The organism is Streptomyces sp. NPDC006294 (assembly GCF_042870895.1).
GTDB lineage: Bacteria > Actinomycetota > Actinomycetes > Streptomycetales > Streptomycetaceae > Streptomyces.
Window position 1 is genome coordinate 229,133 of the sequence record NZ_JBIAHV010000002.1, and the last position, 26,962, is coordinate 256,094.

The 26,962-nt window shown below is 73.2% G+C and carries 24 protein-coding genes; 17 read left to right on the forward strand and 7 right to left on the reverse strand.

What is annotated here, in order from left to right:
- Window positions 1-3 precede the first annotated feature (3 nt).
- Both ACFYOP_RS03985 and ACFYOP_RS03990 read left to right on the forward strand, forming a co-directional pair.
- Complete coding sequence (locus ACFYOP_RS03985; protein WP_356890762.1) at window positions 4-1,203, forward strand: saccharopine dehydrogenase NADP-binding domain-containing protein; 1,200 nt, start codon at window positions 4-6, stop codon at window positions 1,201-1,203.
- 253 nt (window positions 1,204-1,456) lie between these two features.
- Window positions 1,457-1,942: a phospholipase gene (locus ACFYOP_RS03990; RefSeq protein ID WP_356890760.1), complete on the forward strand. Its 486-nt coding sequence runs from the start codon at window positions 1,457-1,459 to the stop codon at window positions 1,940-1,942.
- Window positions 1,943-2,016: 74 nt separating this feature from the next.
- Here the strand turns inward: ACFYOP_RS03990 and ACFYOP_RS03995 are convergent, their stop codons facing one another.
- On the reverse strand, window positions 2,017-2,712 hold the full coding sequence (locus ACFYOP_RS03995) for an endonuclease V (protein WP_356890758.1): 696 nt from the start codon (window positions 2,710-2,712) through the stop codon (window positions 2,017-2,019).
- A gap of 70 nt (window positions 2,713-2,782) precedes the next feature.
- Between ACFYOP_RS03995 and ACFYOP_RS04000 the strand changes: the two genes are divergently transcribed.
- On the forward strand, window positions 2,783-3,079 hold the full coding sequence (locus ACFYOP_RS04000; RefSeq protein ID WP_356890756.1) for a YciI family protein: 297 nt from the start codon (window positions 2,783-2,785) through the stop codon (window positions 3,077-3,079).
- Between the two features lie 43 nt (window positions 3,080-3,122).
- Here ACFYOP_RS04000 and ACFYOP_RS04005 read toward each other — a convergent pair whose 3' ends face one another.
- A complete protein-coding gene (locus tag ACFYOP_RS04005) occupies window positions 3,123-4,208 on the reverse strand; it encodes an oxidoreductase (RefSeq protein ID WP_356890754.1) in 1,086 nt (361 codons plus the stop codon).
- 193 nt (window positions 4,209-4,401) lie between these two features.
- On the opposite strand from ACFYOP_RS04005, the gene ACFYOP_RS04010 reads away from it, so the two are divergent.
- From ACFYOP_RS04010 to ACFYOP_RS04025, 4 genes are all read left to right on the forward strand, one after another.
- Window positions 4,402-4,818: an SsgA family sporulation/cell division regulator gene (locus ACFYOP_RS04010; protein ID WP_356890752.1), complete on the forward strand. Its 417-nt coding sequence runs from the start codon at window positions 4,402-4,404 to the stop codon at window positions 4,816-4,818.
- Between the two features lie 526 nt (window positions 4,819-5,344).
- Window positions 5,345-6,988, forward strand: coding sequence for an ABC-F family ATP-binding cassette domain-containing protein (locus ACFYOP_RS04015; protein ID WP_356890750.1), 1,644 nt, complete (start codon window positions 5,345-5,347; stop codon window positions 6,986-6,988).
- A gap of 223 nt (window positions 6,989-7,211) precedes the next feature.
- Complete coding sequence (locus ACFYOP_RS04020; RefSeq protein WP_356890748.1) at window positions 7,212-8,189, forward strand: acyl-ACP desaturase; 978 nt, start codon at window positions 7,212-7,214, stop codon at window positions 8,187-8,189.
- Between the two features lie 85 nt (window positions 8,190-8,274).
- A complete protein-coding gene (locus ACFYOP_RS04025; protein WP_356891191.1) occupies window positions 8,275-9,186 on the forward strand; it encodes a chitosanase in 912 nt (303 codons plus the stop codon).
- Between the two features lie 21 nt (window positions 9,187-9,207).
- Here ACFYOP_RS04025 and ACFYOP_RS04030 read toward each other — a convergent pair whose 3' ends face one another.
- Window positions 9,208-9,468, reverse strand: a complete 261-nt coding sequence (locus tag ACFYOP_RS04030; RefSeq protein WP_356890746.1) for a WhiB family transcriptional regulator — start codon at window positions 9,466-9,468, stop codon at window positions 9,208-9,210.
- A gap of 305 nt (window positions 9,469-9,773) precedes the next feature.
- On the opposite strand from ACFYOP_RS04030, the gene ACFYOP_RS04035 reads away from it, so the two are divergent.
- Window positions 9,774-10,331, forward strand: coding sequence for a hypothetical protein (locus ACFYOP_RS04035; RefSeq protein WP_356890744.1), 558 nt, complete (start codon window positions 9,774-9,776; stop codon window positions 10,329-10,331).
- A gap of 209 nt (window positions 10,332-10,540) precedes the next feature.
- Here the strand turns inward: ACFYOP_RS04035 and ACFYOP_RS04040 are convergent, their stop codons facing one another.
- Complete coding sequence (locus ACFYOP_RS04040) at window positions 10,541-11,539, reverse strand: multicopper oxidase domain-containing protein (RefSeq protein WP_356890742.1); 999 nt, start codon at window positions 11,537-11,539, stop codon at window positions 10,541-10,543.
- Window positions 11,540-11,739: 200 nt separating this feature from the next.
- Between ACFYOP_RS04040 and ACFYOP_RS04045 the strand changes: the two genes are divergently transcribed.
- The 8 genes from ACFYOP_RS04045 (at window position 11,740) to ACFYOP_RS04080 (ending at window position 22,559) form a co-directional block, all read left to right on the forward strand.
- Window positions 11,740-14,232 carry a ThuA domain-containing protein gene (locus ACFYOP_RS04045; protein ID WP_356890740.1) on the forward strand — a complete coding sequence of 831 codons (2,493 nt, stop codon included), beginning with the start codon at window positions 11,740-11,742 and terminating at the stop codon, window positions 14,230-14,232.
- 53 nt (window positions 14,233-14,285) lie between these two features.
- The gene (locus ACFYOP_RS04050; protein WP_356891189.1) at window positions 14,286-16,439 is read left to right on the forward strand and encodes an OmpL47-type beta-barrel domain-containing protein; all 2,154 of its coding nucleotides are present in this window, start codon (window positions 14,286-14,288) and stop codon (window positions 16,437-16,439) included.
- Between the two features lie 260 nt (window positions 16,440-16,699).
- Window positions 16,700-16,843: a hypothetical protein gene (locus ACFYOP_RS04055; protein WP_356890738.1), complete on the forward strand. Its 144-nt coding sequence runs from the start codon at window positions 16,700-16,702 to the stop codon at window positions 16,841-16,843.
- Window positions 16,844-16,953: 110 nt separating this feature from the next.
- Window positions 16,954-17,976: a ketoacyl-ACP synthase III gene (locus ACFYOP_RS04060; RefSeq protein WP_356890736.1), complete on the forward strand. Its 1,023-nt coding sequence runs from the start codon at window positions 16,954-16,956 to the stop codon at window positions 17,974-17,976.
- Window positions 17,973-18,719 carry a glycosyltransferase family A protein gene (locus ACFYOP_RS04065; RefSeq protein WP_356890734.1) on the forward strand — a complete coding sequence of 249 codons (747 nt, stop codon included), beginning with the start codon at window positions 17,973-17,975 and terminating at the stop codon, window positions 18,717-18,719. The genes ACFYOP_RS04060 and ACFYOP_RS04065 overlap by 4 nt, the downstream gene beginning before the upstream one ends.
- A 56-nt stretch (window positions 18,720-18,775) precedes the next feature.
- The gene (locus ACFYOP_RS04070) at window positions 18,776-20,260 is read left to right on the forward strand and encodes a class I adenylate-forming enzyme family protein (RefSeq protein WP_356890732.1); all 1,485 of its coding nucleotides are present in this window, start codon (window positions 18,776-18,778) and stop codon (window positions 20,258-20,260) included.
- Entirely contained in the window at window positions 20,257-21,603 is a 1,347-nt protein-coding gene (locus ACFYOP_RS04075; protein ID WP_356890730.1) for a cytochrome P450, read from the forward strand. Before ACFYOP_RS04070 ends, ACFYOP_RS04075 begins: the two co-directional genes overlap by 4 nt.
- Window positions 21,600-22,559, forward strand: coding sequence for an NAD(P)-dependent oxidoreductase (locus tag ACFYOP_RS04080; RefSeq protein ID WP_356890728.1), 960 nt, complete (start codon window positions 21,600-21,602; stop codon window positions 22,557-22,559). Before ACFYOP_RS04075 ends, ACFYOP_RS04080 begins: the two co-directional genes overlap by 4 nt.
- 204 nt (window positions 22,560-22,763) lie before the next feature.
- On the opposite strand, the gene ligD is transcribed toward ACFYOP_RS04080, so the two are convergent.
- Window positions 22,764-23,777 (reverse strand): non-homologous end-joining DNA ligase, encoded by a 1,014-nt coding sequence (gene ligD, locus ACFYOP_RS04085; RefSeq protein WP_356890726.1) that lies wholly within the window; start codon window positions 23,775-23,777, stop codon window positions 22,764-22,766.
- Window positions 23,778-23,831: 54 nt separating this feature from the next.
- Here ligD and ACFYOP_RS04090 point away from each other — a divergent pair, with 54 nt between their 5' ends.
- Window positions 23,832-24,902, forward strand: a complete 1,071-nt coding sequence (locus tag ACFYOP_RS04090) for an ATP-dependent DNA ligase (protein WP_356890724.1) — start codon at window positions 23,832-23,834, stop codon at window positions 24,900-24,902.
- Here the strand turns inward: ACFYOP_RS04090 and ACFYOP_RS04095 are convergent.
- Together ACFYOP_RS04095 and ACFYOP_RS04100 are read right to left on the reverse strand one after the other, a co-directional pair.
- Window positions 24,891-26,144: a lytic transglycosylase domain-containing protein gene (locus ACFYOP_RS04095; RefSeq protein ID WP_356890722.1), complete on the reverse strand. Its 1,254-nt coding sequence runs from the start codon at window positions 26,142-26,144 to the stop codon at window positions 24,891-24,893. The two genes, ACFYOP_RS04090 and ACFYOP_RS04095, sit on opposite strands and share 12 nt — an antisense overlap.
- Window positions 26,141-26,956: a hypothetical protein gene (locus tag ACFYOP_RS04100; RefSeq protein ID WP_356890720.1), complete on the reverse strand. Its 816-nt coding sequence runs from the start codon at window positions 26,954-26,956 to the stop codon at window positions 26,141-26,143. Before ACFYOP_RS04100 ends, ACFYOP_RS04095 begins: the two co-directional genes overlap by 4 nt.
- Between the last annotated feature and the right edge of the window lie 6 nt (window positions 26,957-26,962).

Sequence of the window (26,962 nt, forward strand, 5' to 3'; positions counted from 1 at the left end):
CCAGTGGACAGCCAGAACGCGACGGACCGCGCAGAGCGCCCGTACGACATCGTGCTTTTCGGGGCAACCGGATTCGTCGGCGTGCTCACCGCCGAGTACCTCGCCCACCACGCGCCCGGGGACCTCCGGTGGGCCCTCGCCGGGCGCAGCCGCGACAAACTCGAGCACCTGCGCGAGCAGCTCGCGGTCATCGACCCCGCGTACGCCGCCCTGCCGCTGATCGAGGCCGACGCCTCGGACCACGGATCGCTCCGGGAGCTCGCCGGGTCCGCCCGGGTCGTGGCCACGACGGTCGGCCCGTACGTCTGGTACGGCGAGGGCCTGGTCGCCGCGTGCGCGGAGGCGGGCACGGACTACGTCGACCTGACCGGCGAGCCCGAGTTCGTGGACGAGATGTACGTGCGGCACGACGCACGGGCCCGGGAGACGGGCGCCCGGCTCGTGCACGCGTGCGGATTCGACTCGGTGCCGCACGACCTGGGTGTGTACTTCACGGTCGGGCAGCTGCCCGAGGGAGTGCCGCTCGCGGTCGACGGCTTCGTCCGCTCCAACGCGATGTTCTCCGGCGGGACGATGGCCTCCGCGCTCACCGCGATGGGTCGCGGTCGGCAGACGCTGCGCGCCGCGCGGGAGCGCCGGCTGCACGAGCCGCGCCTGGTCGGCCGCCGCGCCCGGGCGCCGTTCGCCGGGCCCCGCTTCAGCCCGGAGACGGGGGCGTGGGCGCTGCCCCTGCCGACGATCGACCCGCAGGTCGTGGCCCGTTCGGCCCGCGCGCTCGAACGCTACGGCCCCGACTTCCGCTACCGCCACTACGCGGCGGTCCGGACCCTGCCGATGGCCCTCGGCGGCCCGGCCGCACTCGGTGTGGGCTTCGCCTTCGCCCAAGTCCCAGCCGTCAGACGGTGGCTGATGGACCGCTACGCGCCGGGCGACGGCCCGAGCGCGAAGCGCCGCGCGGAGAGCTGGTTCTCCGTCCGCTTCGTCGGCGAGGGCGGCGGCCGCCGGGTCTTCACCGAGGTGACGGGCGGCGACCCCGGCTACGACGAGACGGCGAAGATCCTCGCGGAGTCGGCGATGTGCCTCGCCGGCGACACGCTGCCGAGGACCTCCGGCCAGGTGACGCCGGCCGTCGCGATGGGCGACGCGCTTCTGACGCGGCTTCAGCGTGCGCGCCTGCGCTTCCGGGTGGCGCACACCCGCTGACGACCGAACTCGCTCCGCCCGTACGCGTGTACGGGCGGGGCGCACCCATGCCCGGGCGTCGGCCCCGCCCTGTGCCCGGTGTGCTCCCTCTTGTCCGGCGAGCGGTGGTTCACCGCCGGACGACATCAGGATTTCATCCGTTGCATGTGACGCAAAGACTGTGCAGGACGCGCGTATAGCGGGACTCTGGACCTGCCCGTGGACAGGCCACGTGGCGCGCACCAACCCCCGTTCCTCACATGGAGGTTTCTGCATGCGTCGCCGTTTCGCCCTGCCGCTCGTCTCCGCCGCGCTCGCGCTGCCCGCCGTGCTGCTCCCCGCCGGTTCGGCCTCCGCCGCCCCCGCCGACAAGCTCCAGGTGCTCAGTTCCTGGACCCAGACCAGCGCATCCAGCTACAACGCCTGGGCCGCCGCCCGGGCCAACCAGGGCGCGTGGAGCGCCTACGGCTTCAACTGGTCCACGGACTACTGCTCCACGTCGCCGGACAACCCGTTCGGCTTCCCTTTTAAGATGTCATGCGCACGCCATGACTTCGGTTACCGCAACTACAAGGCCGTGGGCCGCTTCGACGCCAACAAGTCCAGACTGGACTCGGCGTTCTACGAGGACCTGAAGCGGGTGTGCAACCGCTACTCCGGCTGGAGCCGCTCCTCGTGCAACTCGACGGCGTGGACGTACTACCAGGCCGTCAAGTCCTTCGGATACTCCGCGGCGGTCGACAGCGGCAAGGCCGCCTGAGCAAGGGCCTGCGGCAAGAGGTGAGGCCCCGTCACGACGTGACGGGGCCTCACTCCGGCTACCGGGCCGGACCGTCACCCGCCCGTCGCCTCCCGGAGCGCCCTGCGGCACAGGGCGTCGGCCCGCCGCGTCGTCTCCGGAAGCCGGAACTCGGGGGCGAGCCGCAGGGTGTGCGCGCACGCGGCGTCGAGCGTGACCCTGTGCCCGGTGGAGACGAACACGGGCTTCACGCCCCGCTGGGTACGCAGCGCCCGGCCGACCTCTTCCCCGTCGTCGGTGACCAGCGCGGCGAAGTCGCCCCGCTCCGGGCCCAGTCCGCCGTACGAGAAGACGAACGGGTTCTTGGCGACGCCGATCGCCGGCAGTCCCGTCAGCACCCCCAGATGACTGGCCAGCCCGAAGCGCCGGGGATGCGCCCGGCCGTATCCGTCGCAGACGACCAGGCCCGGGTCCGACGCGAGGGCCCCGAGCGCGGCCAGCACCGTCGGGACCTCGCGGAACGCGAGCAGCCCGGGCACGTAAGGGAAGGTGATCCGGCCGATCGCCGTGGCCTCTTCCACCACGGCCAGCGTCGCCGCGTCCAGCACGACCGCCGCCGCCGCGACGACGTCGCGCTCGTCGTCGTACGCCACGTCGACACCGGTCACCCGGCCGGCGCCGACGGGCGGGCCCGGCTCGTCCAGGACGACGCGGGCGCGCAGTTCGTCCTGGACGGCCAGGGCCTCTTCTTCGTTCACGGGCCAGCCGGCGGGCGCTTCGACGATCTTCATGATGCGCCCACCCTATGACCCGCCCCGGCGGCCGCGCCCAGGAGCGGGGTCGCCCGGTAGCGTGGCGGTCATGTTTGTGATGGAGCTGACCTACACCGCCCCGCTCGAGCGCGTCGAACCGCTGCTGGAAGCCCATGTGGCCTGGCTGGACGGGCTGTACGAGGAGGGCGTCGTCATCGCGTCCGGCCGCAAGAAGCCGCGCGACGGCGGGATCGTGCTGGCCGTCGGGGACGATCGCGCGCGGATCGAGAAGACCGCGGCGACCGACCCCTTCGTCGTCGGCGGGGTGTGCGCGTACCGGATCACGGAGTTCATCGCGACCAGGACCGCCCCGGAGCTGGCTCCCTACCGGCAACAGCCCTCCTGACGGCCCGAGTACCGGCAGCAGCCCTTCTGACGGCCCGACCGGGTCAGAACTCCAGGCGGGCGACCCGGCCCTGCTCCCCCGACGCCCAGCAGCCGAAGTCCGCGGTGCAGTCGACGGTGTCGAACGAGCCCGTGTCGACCGTGCGCCAGGTGCGGCCGCCGTCGGTCGTCAGGTCCGTCCCGGTGGGGCCGACGGCGAGGGCGGCGGACCTGCTGTGCGGCAGCCAGGCCACACCGGAGCGGTACGCGCCCGGCGGGTTCTGCGCCTGGCCCCAGGTGCGGCCGCCGTCCCGTGTGACGGCGGCGGCCCGCGGCGAGAGCTGGTCGCGGCGGTAGTCGCCGCCGACCGCGAGCCCGTGCCGCCGGTCGCGGAACGCCAGCGCGAAGACGCCGCGGGCCGGGTCGCCGGCCGGAATCGTGGACTCGCTGACGGTCCAGTTCAGGCCCCGGTCGGCGGAGTGCAGGACCCGGGCCGTCGCCCCGCCGCCGGTGGCCAGCCACACGTCCTTGGGCCCGGCGCTGACGAGGCACTGGCCGCTCGCCGCGAAGCCCGCCTCACCGGGCAGCGCCGGCGGCATCCCGGCGTCCGGCAGCACCCGCCACGAACGGCCGCCGTCGTCGGTCGACAGGATGCGGTACTTGCCGTCCACCGGGTCGCTCATGGCCAGCCCGTGGCGGTTGTCGAAGAACGTGACGCAGTCGTAGAACGCTCGCGGATCGGTGTTGCGGAACGACTCCGTCCAGGTCGCCCCGCCGTCCTCGGTGCGCAGCACCCGGGACGCCTCCCCCTCTCCGATGGCCAGGACCACGGCCCGCCGGGCGTCGAACGCCTCGATGTCACGGAACTCCAGCTCCTCGGCGCCGGGCGGCGAGACGTCGAGCCAGTCACGGCCGCCGTCGTCCGTGCGCAGCACGGTCCCCTTGGACCCCGCGACCCACGCGGTGCTCCGGCTGACCGGCGCCAGCCCGCGCAGCCGCACGTCCGTCCCGGTGTCCTTCAGGCTCCAGTGGGTGCCCGCCGGCCGGTCCGCGGCCGGCGCCGCGTGCGCCGGCCCGGCCAGCACGGCCGCCACGGCAGCCGCGCACAGCCCCACGGACACCGCTCTTCTCGTCTTCCCCTTGGACGTCATGGCGCTGGAAGCTAGCCCAGCGGCCGACGACCGTCCAGGGTGCGTGGAGGGGCCGATACGGGCCACCGGCGCGGGCGGTGACACATGTCACGCTTCACGGAGGTGCACGGAACCACTCGTTCCGACGTCTTCTTTGGTGTCAGCAGAATCTGCGCCACAGGTCCCGGCGAGCCGCAATCGAAGGAGCGGGCCTTTGTCCACCGTCATCGAGCAGGCCGTTCAGGCCCGACTCGTCGCCTCCGCGCCCCAGATGGAGTCCGTACCGGCGACCCTGCACTACGACCCGCTGGACCCGTTCGCCGTGCGGATCGACTTTCCCGGCCCGGCGACCCTGGAGGGCACGGACGTGTCCTGGGCGTTCTCGCGGGAACTGCTGGCGGAGGGCGTCCACGAGCCGGCCGGTCTCGGTGACGTCCGGGTGCGGCCGTACGGCTACGACCGGACAGTGCTGGAGTTCCACGCGCCGGAGGGCATGGCCATGGTGCACATCCGCACCGGTGAGCTGCGGCGTTTCCTCGACCGGGTGCAGGAGTTGGTCCCGACCGGCTGCGAGCACCTGTATCTGGGCCTGGAGGAGGACCTGACGGAGCTGCTGCGCGACGCCTCCTGACCGCGGCTCTCGTACCGCCGCCCGGGGCGGCGTCACCTCCCAGCAGCGCGTTGAGCTCCCCGTACTCGTACCCGCCGGCCAGTGCCCCGTGCGTCCCGTGCCCGAGCAGCTCGCGTGCCGCCGACCGTACGAGCGCGTGCGCGGCCTGCGCGATCCGGGAGCCGGCGCTGACGCGGGCCGCGCCCAGCCGCCCCGGCTCGGCGACGTGGGGAGCGCCGGGGCCGGCCATGACGCCGAGCGGGGCGCCGATGCCCTGCGCCGGCGCCGCCGAATTAATCCGTTGACGGCGATCCGGCCCGCTCCTAGCGTGTTCCACGGTTCTGTTGTCGTCGATCGGAGTAGGACGTTGCTCGTCTGAGGTCTTGAGACACCGTGCGGCACGGCTTCCTGCCCGTGCGCCGCGTGTGCGACCTCGGCGACTCGTGCCGTCCACCCCGCGACCGGGACCTCTCCTCCCGGCGTCCGTCGCCCCGCCCCGGTGTCTCCACCCGTTGCCCGTTCCGCACCAAGCAACCGGGAGGCCCTTGTGTCTACTTCCCCCACCTTCGTCACCTGCTCCGCCCTCGATTTCGCCTGGCCCGACGGCACCGTCGTGTTCGAGGACTTCCATCTCGCGATCGGCCCCGGCCGCACCGGACTCATCGGTCTCAACGGTTCGGGGAAGTCAACCCTGTTGAAGCTGATCGCCGGCGCCGCCACACCCTCGGGCGGGACGGTCCGCACCATGGGTGAGGTCGGCCATCTGCCGCAGAACGTCGTCCTGGACACCGGCCTGCGCGTGGACGAGGTGCTCGGCATCGCGGGCACCCGCGCGGCGCTGCACGCCATCGAGGCGGGCGACCCCGCGGAGGAGCACTTCACCGCGGTCGGCGACGACTGGGACGTCGAGGAGCGCGCGCACGCCACGCTGGACCAGCTCGGCCTCGGGCACATCGGCCTCGACCGCACCATCGGCGAGGTCTCCGGCGGCGAGGGCGTCCTGCTGCGGCTGGCCGCGCTGCTGCTGGCCCGGCCGGACGTGCTGCTGCTCGACGAGCCGACGAACAACCTCGACCTGTTCGCCCGCCGGCGGCTCTACGACGCGGTGGAGCGCTGGTCCGGGGTGCTGGTCGTGGTCAGCCACGACCGCAGGCTTCTGGAGCGGGTCGACCAGATCGCCGACCTGCGGGGCGGCGAGGTCAGCTGGTACGGCGGCAACTACTCGGCCTACGAGCAGGCCCTCGCCGTCGAACAGGAGGCCGCGGAGCGCATGGTGCGCGCCGCGGAGGCCGACGTACAGCGACAGAGGCGGGAGCTCTCCGAGGCGCACGTCAAGTTGGCCCGCCGCAGGCGGTACGGCCAGAAGATGTACGACACCAAGCGCGAGCCGAAGATCGTGATGAACGCGCGCAAGCGCTCGGCCCAGGAGTCGGCCGGCAAGCACCGCATCATGCACACGGAGAAACTCGCGGAGGCGAAGGAACGTCTCGACGAGGCGGCGGAGGCGGTACGCGACGACGACGAGATCCGGATCGAGCTGCCCAGCACCCTGGTGCACCCCGGGCGCGGGGTGCTGCGCCTTCGGGAGCTGCGGCTGCGGTACGGGGCCGAGGTGCGGGGCGAGTTGGAGGTGCGCGGCCCGGAGCGGATCGCGCTCGTGGGACGCAACGGCGCGGGCAAGACGACGCTGCTGCGCACGATCGCGGGCGAGCTGGAGCCGGTGGCGGGCGAGGCGGTGGCCGAGGTCCCGCTGCGTTTCCTGCCGCAGCGCCTGGACCTGCTGGACGACGAGCTGAGCGTGGTGGAGAACGTGGCCCGCTTCGCGCCCGACGCCACGAACAACCGGATCAGGGCACGCCTCGCGCGCTTCCTGTTCCGTGGCGCGCTCGCCGACCAGCCGGCCGGGACGCTGTCGGGCGGCGAGCGGTTCCGCGCGGCGCTCGCGGCGCTGCTGCTCGCCGAGCCGGCTCCGCAGCTGCTCATGCTGGACGAGCCGACGAACAATCTCGACATGGCGAGCGTGCGCAGTCTGACGGCGGCGCTGGAGTCGTACGAGGGGGCGCTGATCGTCGCCAGCCACGACCCGGTGTTCCTGGACTCGATCGGCATCACCCGCCGGCTGCTGCTCGACGGCGGACTGCGGGACGTGTCGGCGGAGGAGCTGCGGGAGGGGGCGTTCCGGGTGGATTGAGGACGGAAGCGGCGGCGGGGGCCGGCGGGGACTCCCGCCGGGCCCGCCGGGCCGGGTCCGGGCCCGTGAGATGGCTCTCCCCGTACCCACCCGGGCAGCACCCATAGCGGTGCGTAACGGGACATCCCGGATCCGGGCTTGGCCGGGGCCTTATGACGTGTTTAACCTACGGTTTCGTAACCTACGAGTACGTAGGTAACTCTCCCGTCCCCCAGGAGCCCCCGTGACGATCACCTCTCCCCACCTCGGCAGTTCGGAAGCGTGGACAGACGCCCGGCTGCTGTACGCGCTGGAAGAGGTGGTGGAGAAGGAACTCAACCGCCATCTGAAGGTCGCCAAGGACTGGATGCCGCACGAGTACGTTCCCTTCTCCGACGGCCGCAACTTCCCCGGGATCTTCGACGACGGCGAGGCCTGGGAGCCCAGCCAGTCCAAGGTCACCGACATCGGCAAGATCGCGCTGGTGGTGAACCTGCTCACGGAGGACAACCTCCCGAGCTACCACCACGAGATCGCCTCCCTCTTCGGCCGCGACGGCGCCTGGGGCACCTGGGTGCACCGCTGGACCGCCGAGGAGGGCCGGCACGGCATCGTGATGCGCGACTACCTGCTCACCTCGCGCGCCGTCGACCCGGACCAGCTGGAGCAGTTCCGGATGGCCCACATGGCGGAGGGCTTCGAGTCGGACAACCGCCACTCGATGCTGCACTCCGTCGCGTACGTCGCCTTCCAGGAGCTCGCGACGCGCGTGTCGCACCGCAACACCGGCCACCAGTCGGGTGACCCCGTCTGCGACCGGATGCTGGCACGCATCGCGACCGACGAGAACCTCCACATGGTCTTCTACCGCAATCTGCTGGGCGCGGCCTTCGAGCTCGCCCCCGACCTGACCATGCAGGCCGTGCGCGACGTCGTCGTCAACTTCCGGATGCCGGGACACGGTATGCCGGGCTTCGAGCGGGCCGCCGCGCAGATGGCGATCGGCGAGATCTACAACATGCGCATCCACCACGACGACGTGCTGCAGCCGGTGCTGCGCTACCTGAAGGTCATGGAGATCGACGGTCTCGGGCCCGAGGGCCAGCAGGCGCAGGACGAGCTCGGCCTGTACATGGGCGGGCTGGACGCCGAGGCGCTCAAGTTCGACGAGAAGCTCGCGGCGCGCAAGGCCCGGATGGCGGCCCGCGCAGCGGCGCAGTAACGCCGGCCGGGGGCGCCGCCCCGGGCACGGGCAGGGGGCTTCTGGGGCGTGACGGCGGCACCGTACGCTGTCCCGCGTGAAGCCCCTGACCCGTATCGTCCTGATCGGCGCCCCGATAGCCGTGGCCGTCTCCGTCCTGTTCGGCACGGACGGCGAGGCGCAACGTCCCAAGGACGACCCGAGTCTGCGCATCAGCACCACGCCGACGGCGCCCGACCCGCTCAAGTCCGGCACGCCGGAGCAGCAGCAGAAGCTGGAGAAGCGCATCGACGCGATGCCGCCCGGCCTCGCGGACCCGGCCAAGAAGGAGATCGCCGCCCGGCTGGTGGCGAGCGCGGAGAACTCGACGCTCGACTGGCGCGGCCAGTACGGCGTCATCGAGGACATCGGCGACGGTAACGGCTACACGGCCGGGATCGTCGGCTTCTGCTCCGGTACGAACGACATGCTCCAGCTCGTCGAGTACTTCACGAAGGAGCACCCGGACAACCCGCTCGCCCGCTACCTCCCCGCCCTGCGCGCGGTCGACGGCACCGACTCGCACGAGGGGCTCGGCGAGCCGTTCGAGGCGGCCTGGGCGAAGACCGCGAAGGACCCCGCGTTCCGCGCGGCCCAGGACGAGATGCGGGACCGCATCTACTTCGACCCGGCGGTGCGGCTGGCCAAGATGGACGGCCTGTCCACCCTGGGTCAGTTCATCTACTACGACGCGATGGTGCTCCACGGCCCGGGGATCGGTCCGCAGGGCTTCTACGGCATCCGCGAGGCGGCGATGAAGGCAGCCGACACGGCTGCCGAGGGCGGCGACGAGAAGGCGTATCTCAACGCCTTCCTCGACGCCGGCCGGGCCGTGATCAAGCAGCAGAAGACCGAGCAGACCAGGGACTCGTCCCGGATCGACACCGCCCAGCGGGTGTTCCTGCGCGGCGGCAACATGGAGCTGGCCACCCCGCTCGTGTGGCGCGTGTACGGGGAGACGTTCCGCATCAGCTCCTGAGCGGGTCGCCTCACGCTCAGTTCAGTTCGAGGCACGCTTGAGGCGGAGACGTTCCTTCTCGGAGAGGCCGCCCCAGACACCGAACCGCTCGTCGTTCGTCAGGGCGTACTCCAGGCACGCCACCCGTCCTTCGCACGCCCCGCAGAGCTGCTTGGCCTCGCGGGTGGAGGAACCGGGGGCCGGGAAGAAGAACTCGGGGCCCGCCTGGGCGCACAACGCGCTCTCCTGCCAGGAGAGTGCGTCCTCGGTGGTGGGGGTGGTGATGGTGGTGTTGATCGGCATGCGGACCACCTTGCCCATGGCCGATAAACATCGGCTCAATGAAGCGTCAACAACCTGCGCGCCCTCCCCGGCCGCCGCCGATTCTGCCCCCGCGTCCCGCCCGTCCGCACGGCGGCGCGCCCGGCTGCCTCCCGGCTCGCGCCATCGCGTTGCGCCACGGCCGCGGCATCCGGCAGGATCACCGGCCATGACGACCAGAAAGGCCCATGCCGCGTAGGCGCCCGACGCCGCCCTTGGCCAACGCGCCGCCGGACCGGCCCGCATCACCGCCGAGCCCGTCCACCACTGCCGAGGAGCCCCGCCGCATGGACACCACCCCTCTGACCCCCTACGCCCGGCTGCCGCGACACGCCCACGCCGGGCAGCGCATCCTGCACAGCACCGTGGACGCCTTCGGGCGCGCGCACTGGCTGCTCACCGGGGCCGACCCGGGCGACGGTCCGTACGACGCGTCGGCCGTCACCGTGGACGACGGCCGGGTGGAGGAGACCCGGCTCAGCGCGGTGACCGCGCGGTATCCGCTCCTGGACGCCCTGCCCGACGGCGGTTTCGTCGTGGCCGACGCGCGCCGCCTGAGCGGCGCGGACCACGTCCAGGTCTTCGACCCGCTGGGCAGGACGAGTCGGACCTTCGCCGTCGGCGACGGGATGTGGTGCGGCCCTCTTCGGCGGCTACGGCCAGGAGAAGGACCGGCTCGTCCTGTGCACGCTGACCGAGCGCGCCGCCGCGCCGTATCTGCACAGCACGCTCGTCCGGCCCGACGGCTCGCCCGTCGGCAAGCGCCGCGTCCTCGCCCGCGGTTCGCGCCTGTACGTCCAGGCCGACCCGTTCACCGCGTGGGAGATGTGGGACCTGGCCGCTGACGTGACCCGCGGCTGAGCGGCCCTGCGACGACGAGCGCCCCGGAGCCGGCCCCGACCCGGCGCGGGGCGCTCACCTGCGGCGTCAGACCTCGGTGGCGTACGAGACGAAGCTCGTCCGCGAGGTGGGCGAGACGACGAGTCGGGGGCTCCGGTCGGCCTTGGTCCCGGACGCGGGCCGGCACCGGGGACGGGCCGTATGCGGGAGCCGGTCAGTGCGCGTGGCCCCCGTCTGCCGCGCCGCCCGCCGGGTGATGGGGTTCGTATCCCGGGATGGTGCCGTCCGGTTTGGCGACGAGGAAGAGGCCGGCCATGCCCATGTCCGAGTGGCTCTGGACGTGACAGTGATACATCCACGCGCCGGCGCCCACGTGTTCGCCGGCGATCACCTGGAAGCCGAAGGAGTCGGCGGGACCGGTGATCTTGTTGTCGATCACCCGGCTGACGTCCTCGGGGCCGGTCGGCAGGCCGGTCCTGTTGTCGGCCCAGCGGTGACCGTGCATATGAAAGGTGTGGTAGAACTCCCCGTGCGTGATCATGATGATCTCGACGCGGTCGCCCACCGTGGCAAGGAAGTTGGGCGGATCGGCTGCCGGGCGGTTGTTGATCGTCATGTCGTTGAAGACGATCGTGAACTGCTTGTCGGGCAGGATGTCGTCCTTCCTGCGCACCACCAGCGGACCGTAGAGGCCCTTGCGGATGCCGCCGGTGCCGTGGTCGGTGCCGACGACATGGTCGTGGTAGTGCCAGTAACCCGCGCTGCCCGCCCGCCAGGTGCCGTCCGAGCGCCTGCCGGGAGCGTGGGTGCGCCAGGTGTAGGTGCGGGTGGCGCCCGGTTCGACATGGCTGCGGCTCATCCGCGTGCCGTCGTTGGCGATGTCGTAGTCGACGCCGTGGGGGTGCAGGCTGACGGGGACGTCCATCAGGTTCTCGAACTCGATGTGCAGCGTGTCGCCCTCGACGAGTTCGATCAGCGGGCCCGGAATGGTGGGCCGGCCCCTTTCCAGGCCGTATCCCATCGAGCCGTTCGTCAATTTCTCGGCGTACAGCCTGAGATGGCGTACCTGGCCGCCCGCCTGGGCAGTCCTGGGTGCGCCTTTCGCCGGGGCGGGAGCGGCCGTGGAGGCGGAAGCGGCCGACAACGATGTCACTCCGGCGGCCGCCACGGCGCCACTCGCGAGGAGGCGTCGGTTGAAGCTCCGTCTGTCCATGTCGAACTCTCCATCCGTGGGCAGAGATTGACGGGGCATACCACCCCGGGGACGGCCACACGGTAGCCGGGCCAACCCTGTTTATCCACATCCAGGACAAAGTTCGTCGGATTGCAGTCATATCTATTGGCGAACCGCGAAAAGAGGTCTAGCTTCAGCGGCTGTTGTTGTGACCACAGAGGGATGGGTGAGGTGACCACATGCAGCACGCACCGCATCACAGGTCCAAACGAACAAGATCCCCGCTACGTCCACTGGCGGCGGCCCTCGGCGTCGGAGCCCTGACCGCCTCCCTGCTCGCGGGAGGCGGTGTCGCCGGCGCCGCGCCCCATCCGGCGCCGCCTCCGACAACGTTGTCCCTGCCGTCGCCGCCGGGCGGCGCGAATGTGCGGGTGCTGGTCTTCCACGCGTCCGCCGGGGCGGAGTCCCCGACCGTCGACGCCGGTATCGCGGCGATCGAGCGGATCGGCCGGAGCGGGCCCGTGACGGGCCGGTTCAGGACGGAGGCCACCGACGACCCGGCGGTGTTCACCGACGGCAAGCGCCTCGGCCGGTTCAACGCGGTCGTGTTCCTGACCGGCGGCGGCGATGTGCTCGACCCGGCGCAGGAGGCCGGTCTCGAGTCGTATCTGGAGGCGGGCGGCGGTTTCGTCGGCATCCACGACGCGGCGCGCACCGAGCCGTACTCGGACTGGTTCACCGGCCTGATCGGCGCCCGGCCGACGGGGGCGCCCAGCAGCACGCAGCGGGCAGTCGTCGAGGTCGGGGACCGGGTGCATCCGGCCACCCGGTCGCTCCCGTTGCAGTGGAAGCGGCCCGACAAGTGGTTCAACTGGGCCCAGAACCCCTCGGGTTCGGTGCACACCGTGGCCCGCGTCAAGGAGAGTTCGTACACCCCTGCGGCGAAGCCGGGCGGCTGGGACCACCCGGTCTCCTGGTGCCGTGACTACGACGGCGGCCGGTCCTTCTACACCGGCATGGGCGGCACGGTCGACAGCTTCGCCGAGACCGACTTCCGCGACCATCTGCGCGGCGCGCTCGCCTGGACGACGCGGCTCTCGCAGGCCGACTGCAAGGCCACCATCGACGCCAACTACACGGCGGAGCGGGTCACGAAGCCCAACCAGCCCGGCCGCAACGACCAGATCGGCGAACCCCACGGCCTGGTCACCGCACCCGACGGTCGGGTGCTCTACATCGGGCGCGGCGGAGCCGACTCGAGCGTGCCGGTCGTCCGGGACTGGAACGACCCGGACGTCGGCAAGGGCCAGGGCGAGATCCACGTCTACGACCCGGCGACGAAACAGGTCACCAGGGCCGGCGCGCTGACCGTCTTCGGCAACAAGGGCGGCGGCGACGAACTGGTCAAGAACGAGGAGGGGTTGCTCGGCATCGAGCTGGACCCCGGCTTCCTGACCAACGGCTGGGTGTATCTGCACTACACGCCCCATTCCGGGATCGACCGTGAGACGCACATGGCCGAGCGCCGGGTCTCCCGCTTCACGCTCGACCTGGCCACCAACCGTCTGGATCTGGCGAGCGAGAAGGTGGTGCTGGACTGGCCGGTGCAGATCCACAGCTGCTGCCACGCGGGCGGCGGGATGGCCTGGGACTCGAAGGGCAACCTCTACATCGCGACCGGCGACAACAACTCGTCCGGCTTCAGCGGCGGTTACTCGGGCAACAACCCGGAGCCGAATTTCAAGGGCGTCTCCTTCGCCGACGCGCGCCGCACCGCGGGCAACACCAACAACCTCAACGGCAAGATTCTCCGCATCCACCCCGAGGACGACGGGACCTACACCCTCCCCGAAGGGAATCTGTTCACGGGCGAGGAGACCGCGGAGGGCGGCGGCAAGACCCGCGGCGAGATCTATGTGATGGGTGTCCGCAACCCGGCACGCATCTTCGTCGACCAGAGCACCGACATCCTCTACGCGGGATGGGTCGGTCCGGACGCAGGCGCCCCCTCGACGACCTGGGGTCCGGCCAAGTACGACACCTTCGCCGCCATCACGCGGGCCGGCAACCACGGCTGGCCGTACTGCATGGGCAACAACCAGCCCTACCGCGACCGCAATCTGCCGGACCCGTCCCAGCCGCTCGGCTGGTACGACTGCGACGCCCCGAAGAACGAGTCGCCCCACAACGACGGCCTGGTGAATCTGCCGCCCGTCACGCCCAACACCATCTGGTACTCGCCGCAGGGCGGCGGGGTCGACTACCCGCGGGACGCGAACGGCATTCCCAGCTACCAGCAGGAGGAGCAGAAGCTGCTGCTGCCGTGGCTCAAGGGCGGCGGCCAGGCGACGATGAACGGCCCGGTCTACCGCTACGACGCGTCGAGCGACTCGGCGGTCAAGTGGCCCGCGTACTGGGACGGCAAGTGGTTCGTCGGCGACTTCTACGACGGCGACCAGCCGCGCCACGCGGTGCTGACCGACCCGAAGACGGTGGGCAGGGGCGGTCTGCCGGTGCACGCCGAGTCGCTCAAGAAGATCGTCCCGACCGGTTCCGGCGGCATCCGCAACCTCATGGACTGGAAGTTCGCGCCCGACGGGTCGCTGTACGTCCTGGACTACGGGCGCGGGTTCTTCACCTCCGACTCCAACTCCGCGCTGTGGCGCGTCACCTACAAGGGCGGCGGGGCGACCCCGGCCGCGGACCAGCTGGCGAGGAAGGCGGCGCAGTGAGATTCGGACAGCGCACCACGAGCGTGTGGACGGCCCTGCTGGCCGCCGTGGCGATGGTCGTCGGACTGATGTCCGCGGCCGCCCACGGCAAGCCGGCCGGGAGCCGGGAGGCCGCCGCCGAACAGGTGCTCACCTGGACGGCCGGCGACCCGATCGACACGTACCTGTCCTTCCCGACGACGGCCGTGGCCGGCCCGGCGACGATCGTCTTCGAGAACAGCGCGGCCACCGGCAACACCACCGGTATGCCGCACACCCTGACGTTCTCCGTCTCCGACGTCGAGTTCAACAACGACGTCCAGCTCAACCTGCTGGCCAATCCCGACGACGACACGGGCGGCAGGCACACCGCCCGGGTGAACCTGACCGAGGGCCGGTACTTCTACCACTGCACCATCCCCGGCCACGGCACCATGCAGGGCATCCTGACCGTCACCGCGGGCAGTGGCGAGGACACCACCGCGCCCGTCACCACGGCGACCGTGGACGGCGACCGGAACGCCGACGGCGCGTACATCGGCCAGGCCGCCGTCACCCTCGCGGCCACCGACGAGGGCACGGGGGTCGACAAGATCGAGTACGCGGTCGGGGCGGACGGCCCGTGGCAGCCGTACACGGCGCCGGTCGTGGCCGACCAGGTCGGCCCGCACACCATCCGCTACCGCGCCCACGACAAGGCGGGCAACGTCGAGGCGGAGAAGTCGGTCGACTTCGCCGTCGCCGCTCCGCCGACCGACGACACCACCGCGCCGGAGACCTCGGCCACGGTGACGGGCGAGAAGGACGACCAGGGCCGGTACCTCGGGACGGCCACGGTCACCGTGACCGCCTCCGACACGGGCTCCGGCGTCAACACCGTCGAGTACGCGACGGGGGACGGCGCCTGGCAGCCGTACACCGCACCGGTGGCGGTACGGGAGGCCGGCGCGCACACCGTCCGCTACCGGGCGACCGACAAGGCGGGCAACGCGGCCGCCGAGAAGTCGGTGGCGTTCACGGTCGTCGCACCGCCGGCCGGGGACACCCAGCCCCCGGAGACCACCGCCGGCGTCGCGGGCGAGCAGAACTCCGACGGCGCGTACATCACCAGCGCGACGGTCACCGTCGTCGCGGTCGACGCCGGCGGCTCGGGCGTCGAGAAGATCGAGTACTCGCTCGACGGCGGCCCGTACCTCGCCTACACCGAGCCGGTGATCGTCGACCGGGTCGGCTACCACACGGTGCTGTACCGGGCGACGGACCGGTCGGGCAACACCTCGGAGGCGAAGAGCGTCTCCTTCAGCATCGTGGACGGCGGCGGCGTCCCCGCGCCCAACTGCCCCGAGTACGACGAGCGTTCAACGGTCGTCGTCGGTGACGTCGACACCGGCGTCCCCAACCGGGTGACACGGGACCGCTGCACCATCAACGAGCTGATCGAGGACGAGAAGGACTGGTCCTCCCACGCGCTGTTCCTCAAGCACGTGGACGAGGTGCTCGACCGGCTTCTGGCCGAGGGGGTGATCGACAGCCGTGAGCACCGGACGATCTCCCGGGCCGCCAAGCAGTCGGGCATCGGCAAGCCTGGGCGGACGAACGGCTACCGCGAGATCTTCGACGGCACGCAGGAGACGTTCGCCCAGTGGCAGCACGTCGGCGGCGGCGGCTTCTCGCTGACCGGGGACGGGGCGATGACGAGCAGCACCACCGCGCCGGGCCTGGGCATGCTGTGGTTCCCGCAGCGGCAGTACGGCGACTTCTCGCTCAAGCTCCAGTGGCGCGACGACGCCCCCGGCCAGGGGAACGCCAACAGCGGTGTCTTCGTGCGCTTCCCGTACGTCCACGACAACCCGGAGGAGTCCCGTCCGGAGTGGGTCGCCATCAAGTACGGGCACGAGGTGCAGATTCTCGACCGCCCGGACGGCGACATGTACAAGACCGGTTCGGTGTACGGCTTCGACCGCGTCGGCCTCGCGGGCGCCGGGGTGACGCCCAAGGGCACCTGGAACGACTACGAGATCCGTGTGGAGGGCCAGCACTACTCGGTCTTCCGCAACGGCAGGCTGATCAACGAGTTCGACAACACCGGCGGCCAGGTCTTCACCCCGCCCCGCTCCGACGACCCGGGCACGGACGGCCGCCGGTACGCCACGGGCTACGTCGGCCTCCAGGTCCACGGCACGACGGACGTGATCTCCTACCGCAACATCAGGATCAAGGAGTTCTGAGCAAGCGTCCGGACGTCGTACCCCGCTGCCCCGCCGTCGTCGACGGCGGGGCAGCGGGCCCTTCCACCCGCGCCGTCCGGCGGCGTACCGGCCTACCTCGCGGCGCGCGACAGCGGCGCCCGCTCCTTCGTCCTGTGGACCGACGAACACCGCGGGGGCCGGGTGGCCACCGTGGTGACCGAGTCCGCGCGGCGCGGGGTCACCACGTTCCAGATGCTCGGCGCGCAGGGCGAGGTCATCGGCGGCGTGCGGGCGGCCGGGTGCCGCTGGAATTCAAGTCGTGCGGGGACAAGCTGCTGCTGTCCGCGCCGGGGCTCGACCGGCGCCTGGGGGCCGCGCTGCCGGCCCTGGTGCTCTCCTTCGACGGCTGGCTCGGCAATCCGTGGGACAGCCGCAAGCAATGAGCGCCGCAGGCCCCCCGGCCGACGCCGGGGCGCGCGTACTCAGCCGCGCCGCACCGGAGATGAGCAGGCGTACTCAGGCCCGCCCGTCCGCCGGCTGCGACGATCCCCCCATGCTCAAACAAACGAGCGACCCGCGTCCGCGGGTCGGTATCACCGGCGTCGGCAGCGCACTGCCCGACGCGGTGCTGACATCGCACAGCCTGCAGCGCGAGGCGACCCGCCACCTCGCCAAGTCCCTGCCCGGCACACTGCTCGCGCAGGCCACCGGGATCGAGACCCGGCGCGTCGCGGCGGACGACGAGTACGCCTCGACGCTCGCCGTACGCGCCGGCCGCCGGGCGCTGGAGCAGGCGTCGCTCGACCCGCACGACATCGACCTGCTGCTGTTCGCCTCCGCGTCACGCGACATGGTCGAGCCCGCCACCGCGCACATCGTGCAGGCCGGGCTCGGCTCGAAGGCGCACGCCCTGGACGTCACCAACGCCTGCAACAGCTTCATCAACGGGATCGACGTCGCCCGCAGCACCATCCTGGCGGGCCGCGCCCGACGGGCGCTCGTCGTCACCGGCGAGACGCCGACCCGTGCGATACGCCGCGATCCGGCCGGTCTCGCAGAGTTCCGCGCCGGCTTCGCCGGCTACACGTTCGGGGACGCGGGCGCCGCCGTCGTCCTGGAGGCGGTCGAACGCGGCGGCATCCTCGACGTCGACACCGAGACGCACTCCGAGCACTGGGAGGTCGGCGGCATACCCGGCGGCGGCTCGCGCCACCCGCGCGGCGACGAGCACACCTACTTCCGCGGCGACGGCCGGGAACTGCGCGGCGTGTTCGAGAAGGTGGGCGCCTCCGTCGTCGAACGGACCCTGCACCGGGCCGGACTGGACTGGGACGGCTTCGCGAAGGTGCTGGTGCATCAGGTGACGGTGCCCTACCTCGAGCGGTTCGCCGAGCTGACCGGTGCGCCGACGGACAAGCTGGTGGTCACCGTCCCCGAGCTGGGCAACATCGCGAGCGCGAGCATCGGTGTCCAACTGAAGCGGGTGTACGAGGAGTTGGCGGCGGGCGAGCGAGTGCTGTTCGTCGGCCTCGGCGGCGGGATCAGCATCATGACCATGGTCTGGGAGAAGTCGTGACCGCCCTGTGGGTCGTGGTGCCGGCGCACCAGGAAGAGGAGCGGCTGGCCGGCACCCTGCGGGCGCTCGCCGCGCAGCGGGACCGGGACTTCACCCTGCTCGTGGTCGACAACGCCTCCTCCGACCGCACCGGCGTGGTCGCCAAGGACTTCGCGGCCGCCGCGCCGTTCCCGGTGGAGGTGCTCCACGAGCCGGAGAAGGGCGTGGGCTGCGCCGTGGACACCGGTTTCCGGTACGCCGTCGAACGGGGCGCCACACTGCTGGCCCGTACGGACGCCGACTGTCTGCCACGGCCCGGCTGGACCGGGGCCGCCCGGGCGGCGATGACCGCCCGGCCCGGCCCGGTCATGGTGTGCGGGCGGATCGTCGCCCGGCGCGACGAGCACGGTCCCCTCGGCCGGGCCGGATTCTCCGTACTCGTGGCGCTGGCCGCCCTGTTCGGCCGGCTCCGGCCCGCGCACGCCCGCCGCAACGGCTTCCGCGCGCCGTACCGGATGCACGCCGGCAACAACATGGCGATCACCGCCGACCTCTATCTGGCCTGCGGCGGAATGCCACGCCGCCCGTCGCCGACGGACCGGCTGTTCCTCAACCGGGTGCGGCGGCAGACGGACCGGATCGTGCGCTGCCCGTCGATGGTCGTGGAGAACTCCACGCGCAGGCTCCGGGCGTACGGCATCCGGGGCACCGCCCGCTGGTATCTCGACCAGGGCAGCGGCGGACGCGGGGACGACCCGCGCTGACGCGTGCCTTGCCCCTCTTCGCCCGTGACCGCATTCCTACCCGTGGACGGCTGACCATGCTGGACCTTCTCGACCACTCACTGCGCTCCTCGCCCGAGCGGCCCGCCGTGCTCGGCGCGACCCGCACCGGGCGGACCCGGGTCCGGGCCACCCGCGGCGAACTCGCGGAGCTGGCCGACGCGTACGCCTCGTCGCTGTACGCACGTGGGCTGCGCCCCGGCGACACCGTCGGCGTCGCGGTGCGTCCCGGCCCCCGGGCGCTCGCCGTCCTCCTCGCCCTGTGGCGGCTCGGGCTGCGCGCCGCCGTCCTCGACCCCGGCGCCGGGCCCGATGTGCTGCGCGCCAGGCTGGCATCGGTCCGGCCCTCGCTCGTACTGGCCGACGCCGCCGCGCAGGCCGTCGCCGGCTGGGCCCGGCCGCTGGCGGCGCGGGCCCGGCTCGCCCTGCCGCCGCTGCACGAGCTCGGCCCGGTGGCCACGGTCGGCCGCCGGCTGCCCGGTTGCGCACCGGCGCTCGGCACGGCCGGTGCGCGACCGCCGGCCTTCGACCACGGCGACGGCGACGCCGTCATCGTGTTCACGTCCGGCACGACGTCCCGGCCCAGGGCCGTGGTGCACACCCGCTCCGGGCTCGCCGCCGGGATGAGCACGGTCGCCGAGCTGTTCCCCGCCCTGGCGGGCGAACCCGTCGTCGGCGGCACGTTCTTCGTCCTCGTCCCCTCACTCGCCCAGGGCGCGCCGGTCGCCCTCCCCGCACGCTCGCCCAAGGTCCTGGCGCGCCAGCTTCCACGCCTGCGCCCGCAGGGCACCTACCTCACCCCGCCGCAGCTGCGGGACGCCCTGAACGCCGGCGCCCGCTTCACCGGCCGGGTGTGGACCGGTTCCGCCCCGGCCGGCGCCGAACTGCTGGGCCGGACACGGGCGGCGGGCGCGACGGAGGCGTGGGGCGTGTACGCGCTCACCGAGCTGTTCCCCGCCGCCGCCGTCGAGTCCCGCGACAAGGCGGCGTACGACGGGGCCGGCGACCTCGTCGGTGCTCCGCTGCCGAGTGTCGAGGCGCGGACGGAGGCCGGACAACTGCTGCTGACCGGCCCGGCGGCCCGGGACCGCTACCTCGGAGAAGACCCCGACCCGTGGGTGCGCACCGGCGACCGCGCACACCTGGACGCCTCGGGCCGGATCGTGCTCGAGGGCCGCTGCAAGGACATGGTGCTGCGGCGTGCCGAGAACATCTATCCGGGGCTGTACGAACCCTCGCTGCACGTGCCGGGCGTCGAACTCGCCGTGCTCGTCGGCGTCCCGGCGGGCGACGGCGACGAGCGGCTGGTCGCCGTCGTCCAGCCCCGGCCGGGCCACGACGAGGCCCGGCTGCGGGCCGCGCTCGCCGGGCCGCTGCGACGGATGGGCTCCGCCCGGCCGGACGCGCTGATCTTCGCGGACGTGCCGCTGTCCGGCCGGTCGCGCAAGCCGGACCGGGCGGCGACGGCGCGCCTCGCGGCGGAACGTCTGGGCACGGCGGGGCTCGCGGGGGTGCGGCCATGACCGGTCGTCCGTCCTCCCCGTCGCCGGACCGGCGCCTCGGCGGCAGCGGCGACGCCGCATGTCCGGTGGCCGCCCGCGGCGGTCCGGACGGCACACGCGCCGAAGGCGCGGAAACGGCCGATGCCGCACAGTCGGGCGGCGGACGCCCGGCCCACGGAGGAGAGCCGGAGCGGGTCCGGGCCGACGACGCCGGCCGGGCGCGGGCGCGGCGGCGTGACCGCCGGGTGTATCTGCGGGCCCACCCGTTCCTCTTCGCCCTGCTCGCGGTGGGCCGCGGCCGCCCGGTCCGCCGGATCGGCCCTACCGTGCTCGTCCACGGCGCGGACGCGTACCGCGAGGTGCTGACCCGGCTGCCGCTCGACCGTACGGCCCGGGGGACCACGGGCGGTGCGGCGCGGTCGGCGCTGGGCGCGGCGGACGCCGGGGGCGCCGGTGTGCTGTTCGACCAGGACGGCGACGCCCACCGTGCGCTGCGGCGCGGCCTCGCACGGGATCTCGGCACGGCGGGCGTGGAGGAACTGCGCGCCGTGTGGCGGCCGTTGATCGAGCGCCGCCTCGCACCGCTGGCGGCGGGCGGCACGGTGGACGTCGTCGCGCTCACCCGGGAGCTGTCGGGCACGATCGTCTGCGCGCTGCTGCGCTCCCCCGCGTCGCCGGAGGCGGTCGCCGCGGCCGCCGCGGAGGTCGCCGCGGTCTCGGTCCGCGGCGAGCTGCCCGGGCCGCGCAGGCCGGGCGCGCGGGCCGCCGTGGCGCGTGCGACGGCGCGGCTGCGGGAACTGCTGGGCGACCCCACGGGCTCCGGGGGCTCCGCGGCTGACGGGGGATCCGGGGCTGACGGGGCGCTGTCCGCGATGGTGGCGGTCGCGGCCGTGAACACCACCGTCGCCGCGCTCCCCCGGGCAGCCGCCTGGTGCGCCGACGCCGGCCTGTGGGACCAGGCCGCGGACGACACCCTGCGCCGGAGCCTGGCCGGCGAACTGCTGCGCGTCACGGCCGCCTCGCCGCTGCTGCCCCGGGTCGCGGCGGCGGACGGCACCGCCGGCGGGTGCCCGGTGCGCGCCGGGGACCGGCTGCTGCTGGTCGCCCGGCACGCCGTCGGCGCGCACACCCGTGACCCCGACGCGCGCTGCCCCGCGCCGCCCGCCGTGGCCCGCCTGGTCTTCGGTGCCGGGCCGCACACCTGTCCCGGAGCCGGTCTCGCCGGGGCGCTGCTGGAGGACCTGCTCGCGGCGCTGGCCCCGTACCGCCCGGCCGTGGTGCGGGCCCGGGTCGACCGCGGCGCGGCCCTCCCCGGCTGGCGGTCGCTGACGCTGCGTGCCACCGCGTCGCGGGACGCACGGTGAACGCCGCCGGTCTCCGCATCGCCGTGACCGGTGCGTCCGGCTTCTGCGGCGGCCATGTCGCACGCGCCGCGGCGGCGGTCGGCGCCAAGGTGGTGTGCGTGGGCCGCCGGCCGGGTCCGACGGGCGAGTTCCGCTTCTGGGACGCCGCGTCGGGCGCCCCGGACCTGTCCGGCGTCGACCTGGTCGTGCACTGCGCGGCGGCGGTCGGCGACCCGCCGCCCGGTTCCCCGGCGGAGGCGCGGATGCACGCGGTCAATGTGGACGGCACCGTACGGCTGCTCGACGCGGCCGGGGGCCGCCCGGTGGTCTGGGTGAGCAGCGCCAGCGTCTACGATCCGCGTCCCGACCGCGCCCTGGTCCGCGAGGACCACCCCCGGGCCGGGCACCTCAACGCCTACGGCCGCACCAAGGCGGCCGGCGACGCGCTCGCCCTCGCCGCCGGCGCGGTCGTGCTCCGCCCGCGCGCCGTGTACGGCCCCGGCGACACCCAGCTCCTGCCGCGCCTGCTGTCCCGTACCAGGGCGGGCACGCTGCTCCTGCCGGGCCCGGACGTGCGCCTCAGCCTGACGGCGGTCGAGAACCTGGCCGACGCCTGCCTCGCCGCGACCGGCTGGCCGCCCGGCGCGTACAACGTCGCCGACCCTCGGCCGTACGCGAGGGATGCGGCGGTACGCACGGTGCTGGACGCGCACGGCGTCGCGGCCCGGATCGTCCATCTCCCGCTGGGTGCGGCCCGGTTGGCTGCCGCGGCGGCGGAGTCCGTCGCCCGGCGGCGTCAGCGGGAGCCGGCGCTCAGCGGGTACGCCGTGGACCAACTGGCCCGCACGGTCGTCCTCGACGTGAGGCGCGCGCAGGCGCGGGGGTGGAGGGCGCGGCGGACGCTGGGGGATTACGCGGCGGAGACGCGGTCGGGTGCGGGCCGGGGGTCTCTCCCCCCACGCCGCCCCTTCCCGTAACCGGGGCCAAGCCCCGGGATCCGCCGGGGCGGAGGCCGTCGCCGGCACACGGCGACGGCCGGGGCGGCGGCCGCCCGTCGGGGGCAGGGACGGCGTGCGGCAGATCTCGGCCTCCGCCCGCTCATCGCCTGAACGGACGCCGGTCGCGATCCGCCGTGCAGCCACCGGGGGCAGCAACCGGCACCGGCGGCGCTCCCTCCACGCTCAGGACGTGGGCTTCTTCGCGCGGCTTGGTTGGACGCGCATCGGTTCGCCCGGCATTTTGGGGTAGTCCGGGGGGTACGGCAGGTCGCCCATGCCGTGGTCGCGTTCGTCCTTGCGCGAGAGCTCCAGCAGGCTCTCCAGCGAGAAGGCGTGGTCGTCCATGTCCGCGTGGACGTCGCCGAGTTCGGCGAAGCGGCCCGGCATCGTGGCGATGTCGAAGTCGAACGGTGAGACGTCGTCGAGCTCCTCCCAGCGCAGCGGCGCGGAGACCGGGGCGTGGGGGCGGGGACGGACCGAGTACGCGGAGGCGATCGTGCGGTCGCGGGCGGTCTGGTTGTAGTCGACGAAGATCCGCTCCCCGCGCTCCTCCTTCCACCACGCCGTGGTCACCCGCCCCGGCATCCGCCGCTCCAGCTCCCGGCCGACGGCGATCGCGGCGCGCCGCACACCGGTGAACTCCCAGCGGGGCTCGATCGGTACGTACACGTGCACGCCCCGCCCGCCGGAGGTCTTGGGCCAGCCGCGCAGGCCGTGCTCGTCGAGCAGGGCACGCAGTTCGTGGGCCGCCTGGACGGCGTCCTTGAAGTCGGTGCCGGGCTGCGGGTCCAGGTCGATGCGCAGTTCGTCGGGGTGGTCGACGGCGTCCCTGCGGACCGGCCAGGGGTGGAACGGCAGTGTGCCGAGGTTCGCGGCCCAGATCACGGCGGCGACCTCGGTGGGGCACATCTCGTCGGCGGTCCGCCCGCTCGGGAAGGAGATGTGCGCGGTGGGGATCCAGTCGGGGAGGTACTTGGGGACGCGCTTCTGGAAGAACGACTCGCCCTCCACGCCCTCGGGGTAGCGTTCGAGCGTCGTGGGCCGCTCGCGCAGGGCGCGGAGGATGCCGGGGCCGACAGCCAGGTAGTACTGCACCACGTCCAGCTTGGTGAAGCCCCGCTCCGGGAAGTAGACCTTGTCCGGATTGGACACCCGTACGGTCCGACCGCCTGCTTCCAGTTCCACCGCTGCACCCATGTGCGCCACCGTAGGCCGAGCGCGACAAGGCCGCATATCGGGCAGAATCGACCCATGGATCTGCCCGTGATGCCGCCCGTGAAGCCGATGCTGGCCAAGTCCGTGAAGAAGATCCCGCCGGGGATGCACTACGAGGCCAAGTGGGACGGCTTCCGGGCGATCGTCCACCGCGACGGCGACGAGCTGGTGATCGGCTCCCGTACCGGCAAGCCGCTGACCAGGTACTTCCCGGAGCTCGCCGCGGAGCTGGCCGCCAATCTGCCGGAGCGCTGCGTCGTCGACGGAGAGATCGTCATCGCGCACGGCGGACGGCTGGACTTCGACAGGCTCACCGAGCGCATCCACCCCGCCGACTCCCGGGTGCGGATGCTCGCCGAGCGGACACCCGCCAGCTTCGTCGCCTTCGACGTGCTCGCGCTCGGCGACGAGTCGCTGCTCGACGCGCCGCTCAGCGCCCGGCTGGAGCTGCTCACCGAGGCGCTCGCGGGCGCCCGGCCGCCCGTACACCTCGCGCCGTCGACCACTGACATCGAGATCGCACGGCAGTGGTTCGAGCGTTACGAGGGCGCCGGGCTGGACGGGGTGATCGCCAAGCCGCTGGACCTGCTGTACCGGCCGGACACCCGGCTGATGTACAAGATCAAGCACGAGCGGACCGCCGACGTGGTCGTCGCCGGCTACCGCTTCCACAAGAGCGGCCCGGTCGTCGGTTCGCTGCTGCTCGGGCTGTACGACGACTCCGGGGCGCTCCAGCACGTGGGGGTCTGCGCGGCGTTCTCGATGCAGCGGCGGGAGGAGCTGGTGGCGGAGCTGGAGCCGCTGCGGATGGACCCGGTCGAGGGGCATCCGTGGGCGGCCTGGGCGCAGGAGAGCGCCCATGAGAGCGCCCGGCTGCCGGGGGCGCCGAGCCGCTGGTCGGGCAAGAAGGACCTGTCGTGGGTGGCGCTGGCTCCGGAGCGGGTGGTGGAGGTGGCCTACGACCACATGGAGGGCGACCGTTTCCGGCACACCGCGCAGTTCCGCAGGTGGCGCCCCGACCGGGAGCCCGCCGGCTGCACATACGCGCAGCTGGAGGAGCCGGTGAGCTACGACCTGGACGAGGTGCTGAGTCCGTCAGGAGAGTGAGCAGGCACCGTCCGCCGCGGCGGCGGGACCGTCGCCGGGGTCCGCTCCGGGCGGTGAAGCGGAGGGCTCGGGGGCCGGTGCGGAGGACGACGGCGCGGGACAGTCCGAGGCCGAGGGGCCGGGGTCGGAGGGGCCGGGGTCGGGGCTCGGGGCGGGACTGTCGCTCGGGTCCGGGCCGGGGTCCGGCGAGGGATCGGGGGACGGGACCGGGTCCTGGGACGGGCTCGGGGTGGGGCTGCCGCTCGGGTCCGGTGACGGATCGGGCGACGGGACGGGGACGCGGGTCGGTGAGGGGGCCGGTGAGGGGGCCGGGGCCGGTGAGCCGGGCGGCGGGCCGATGATGATCTCGCCGCCGTCACCGCCCGCGCCGCCGACCGGCTTCTTCGCCGGGCTCTTCCCGCCGGTCCCCGGGCTGACCGGGACCACGCCCTTGCCGTCGGCCACCGGGTGGACGCCCTTGCGGTAGAAGTCGAACCAGGCGAGCACGGTGCGCAGATAGGCGTGCGAGTGGTTGTAGCTCAGGATCGCCCCGTCCAGATGGGCCTTGACCGCGAGGCTCCGGTCGCCGGCGCAGAGGTAGCGTGCCGCGGCGAGGGCCGCGTCGTGGACGTTGTTGGGATCTCTGCGGCCGTCGCCGTTCGCGTCCTGCCCCCAGTTCGCCCAGGTGGAGGGAATGAACTGCATCGGCCCGACCGCGCGGTCGTAGCGCCTGTCGCCGTCCCAGGCCCCGTTGTCGGTGTCGGCGATGTGCGCGAAGCCGTTCCCGTCGAGGACCGGGCCGAGGATGGGCGTCAGGGTCGTACCGGTCGTTCCGACGCGGCCGCCGCGCGCGTGGCCGGACTCCACCTTGCCGATGGCGGCGAGCAGTTGCCACGGCAGCCGGCAGCCCGGGTCACTGCGCCCGGTCCGCGCCTCCGCGGTGCGGTACGCCGCCAGCACGGTGGCCGGAATGCCCGACTCGGCCCGGACCAGGGCCGACGGGTCGACCGGGGCGGGTGCCGGGCCGGTCGGTGGAGCTGCGGGCGGGGCCGGGGTACGCAGCGGCGGCAGTTCGGTGTGGTACGCGTCGTCGTTGGGCGTGACCGGCCAACCGGCGTTCCCGGTCGGCCTGTTGTCGATCGCGGCCACGGGTGGCGGCGTCGGCGTCCCGGGCGCCTGCGAGGCGGTGAGCGCCGTCATGGCGGCGACGGCCGCCGCCGTGCCGGCCAGTCCCCGGCGTGTCCGTTTCCTCAGTGGCCTCATGAGCCCGCTCCGAAGGTGTCGATTCCGGCGATGCGCCAGGCGCCGTCCTCGTGCACGGCGTCGACCGCGAGCATCGCGGCGGCGTACGTCGTCTCCTCCTTCGTGGCGGTGCGGGTGTTGCTCTGGTCGGCGTAGAGGAGGACGCGGGCCCGGTCTCCGTCGAGGAGTTCCACGCCGCCGGCCGTGACGGTGGTGGTGAGCACGAGCTTCTGCTTCGGCCCTTCCTTGCGGACGGCGGCGAGCATCCCGTCGTGCTGCTCGACCGCCCGGCCTGTCAGATGCTTCTCGGCGGCCAGGTCGAGCGCCGGGGCGTCGGCGAAGTTGTACGAGAAGACGGCCTCCACGGCCTGGGTGACCTGGCCCTTGACCTCACTGGTGCGGGCGATGTCGGTGAGGGCGGTGTCGCGTGCGGCGGGGGTGTCGCGCAGGTCGCCGGCGCGGGTGGCGGCGAAGGCGGCGAAGCCGCCGAACAGGACGGTCAGTACGGCAAGGACGGCGAGGGGCCGGGCGTGGCGGCCACCGGGCCGCCGGGCGGGGGCGTCAGCCCCGGCGTCTGCATCGGCGGCTACGGCTGCGGTCTCGGCACCGGCCTCTTCGGCCGAGGCGCGGGCCGCGGGACGCCTGCCGAGAGGCCGCCGGGGTCCGGTCCGCCCACCGGCGGGCGCCGTGGCGGTCCTCGGGCCGCCGCCCTGCGGGGACGCCTCCCCGGTCTCGGTCGCGGCCGGCGCCGTGACGGTCCGCGAGCCGCCCTCCGCCGCCGCGGTCGTCGCCAGCCGGCGTTGTCTGTTGATGAGGTGACGGGTCGTCGACATGTCCGG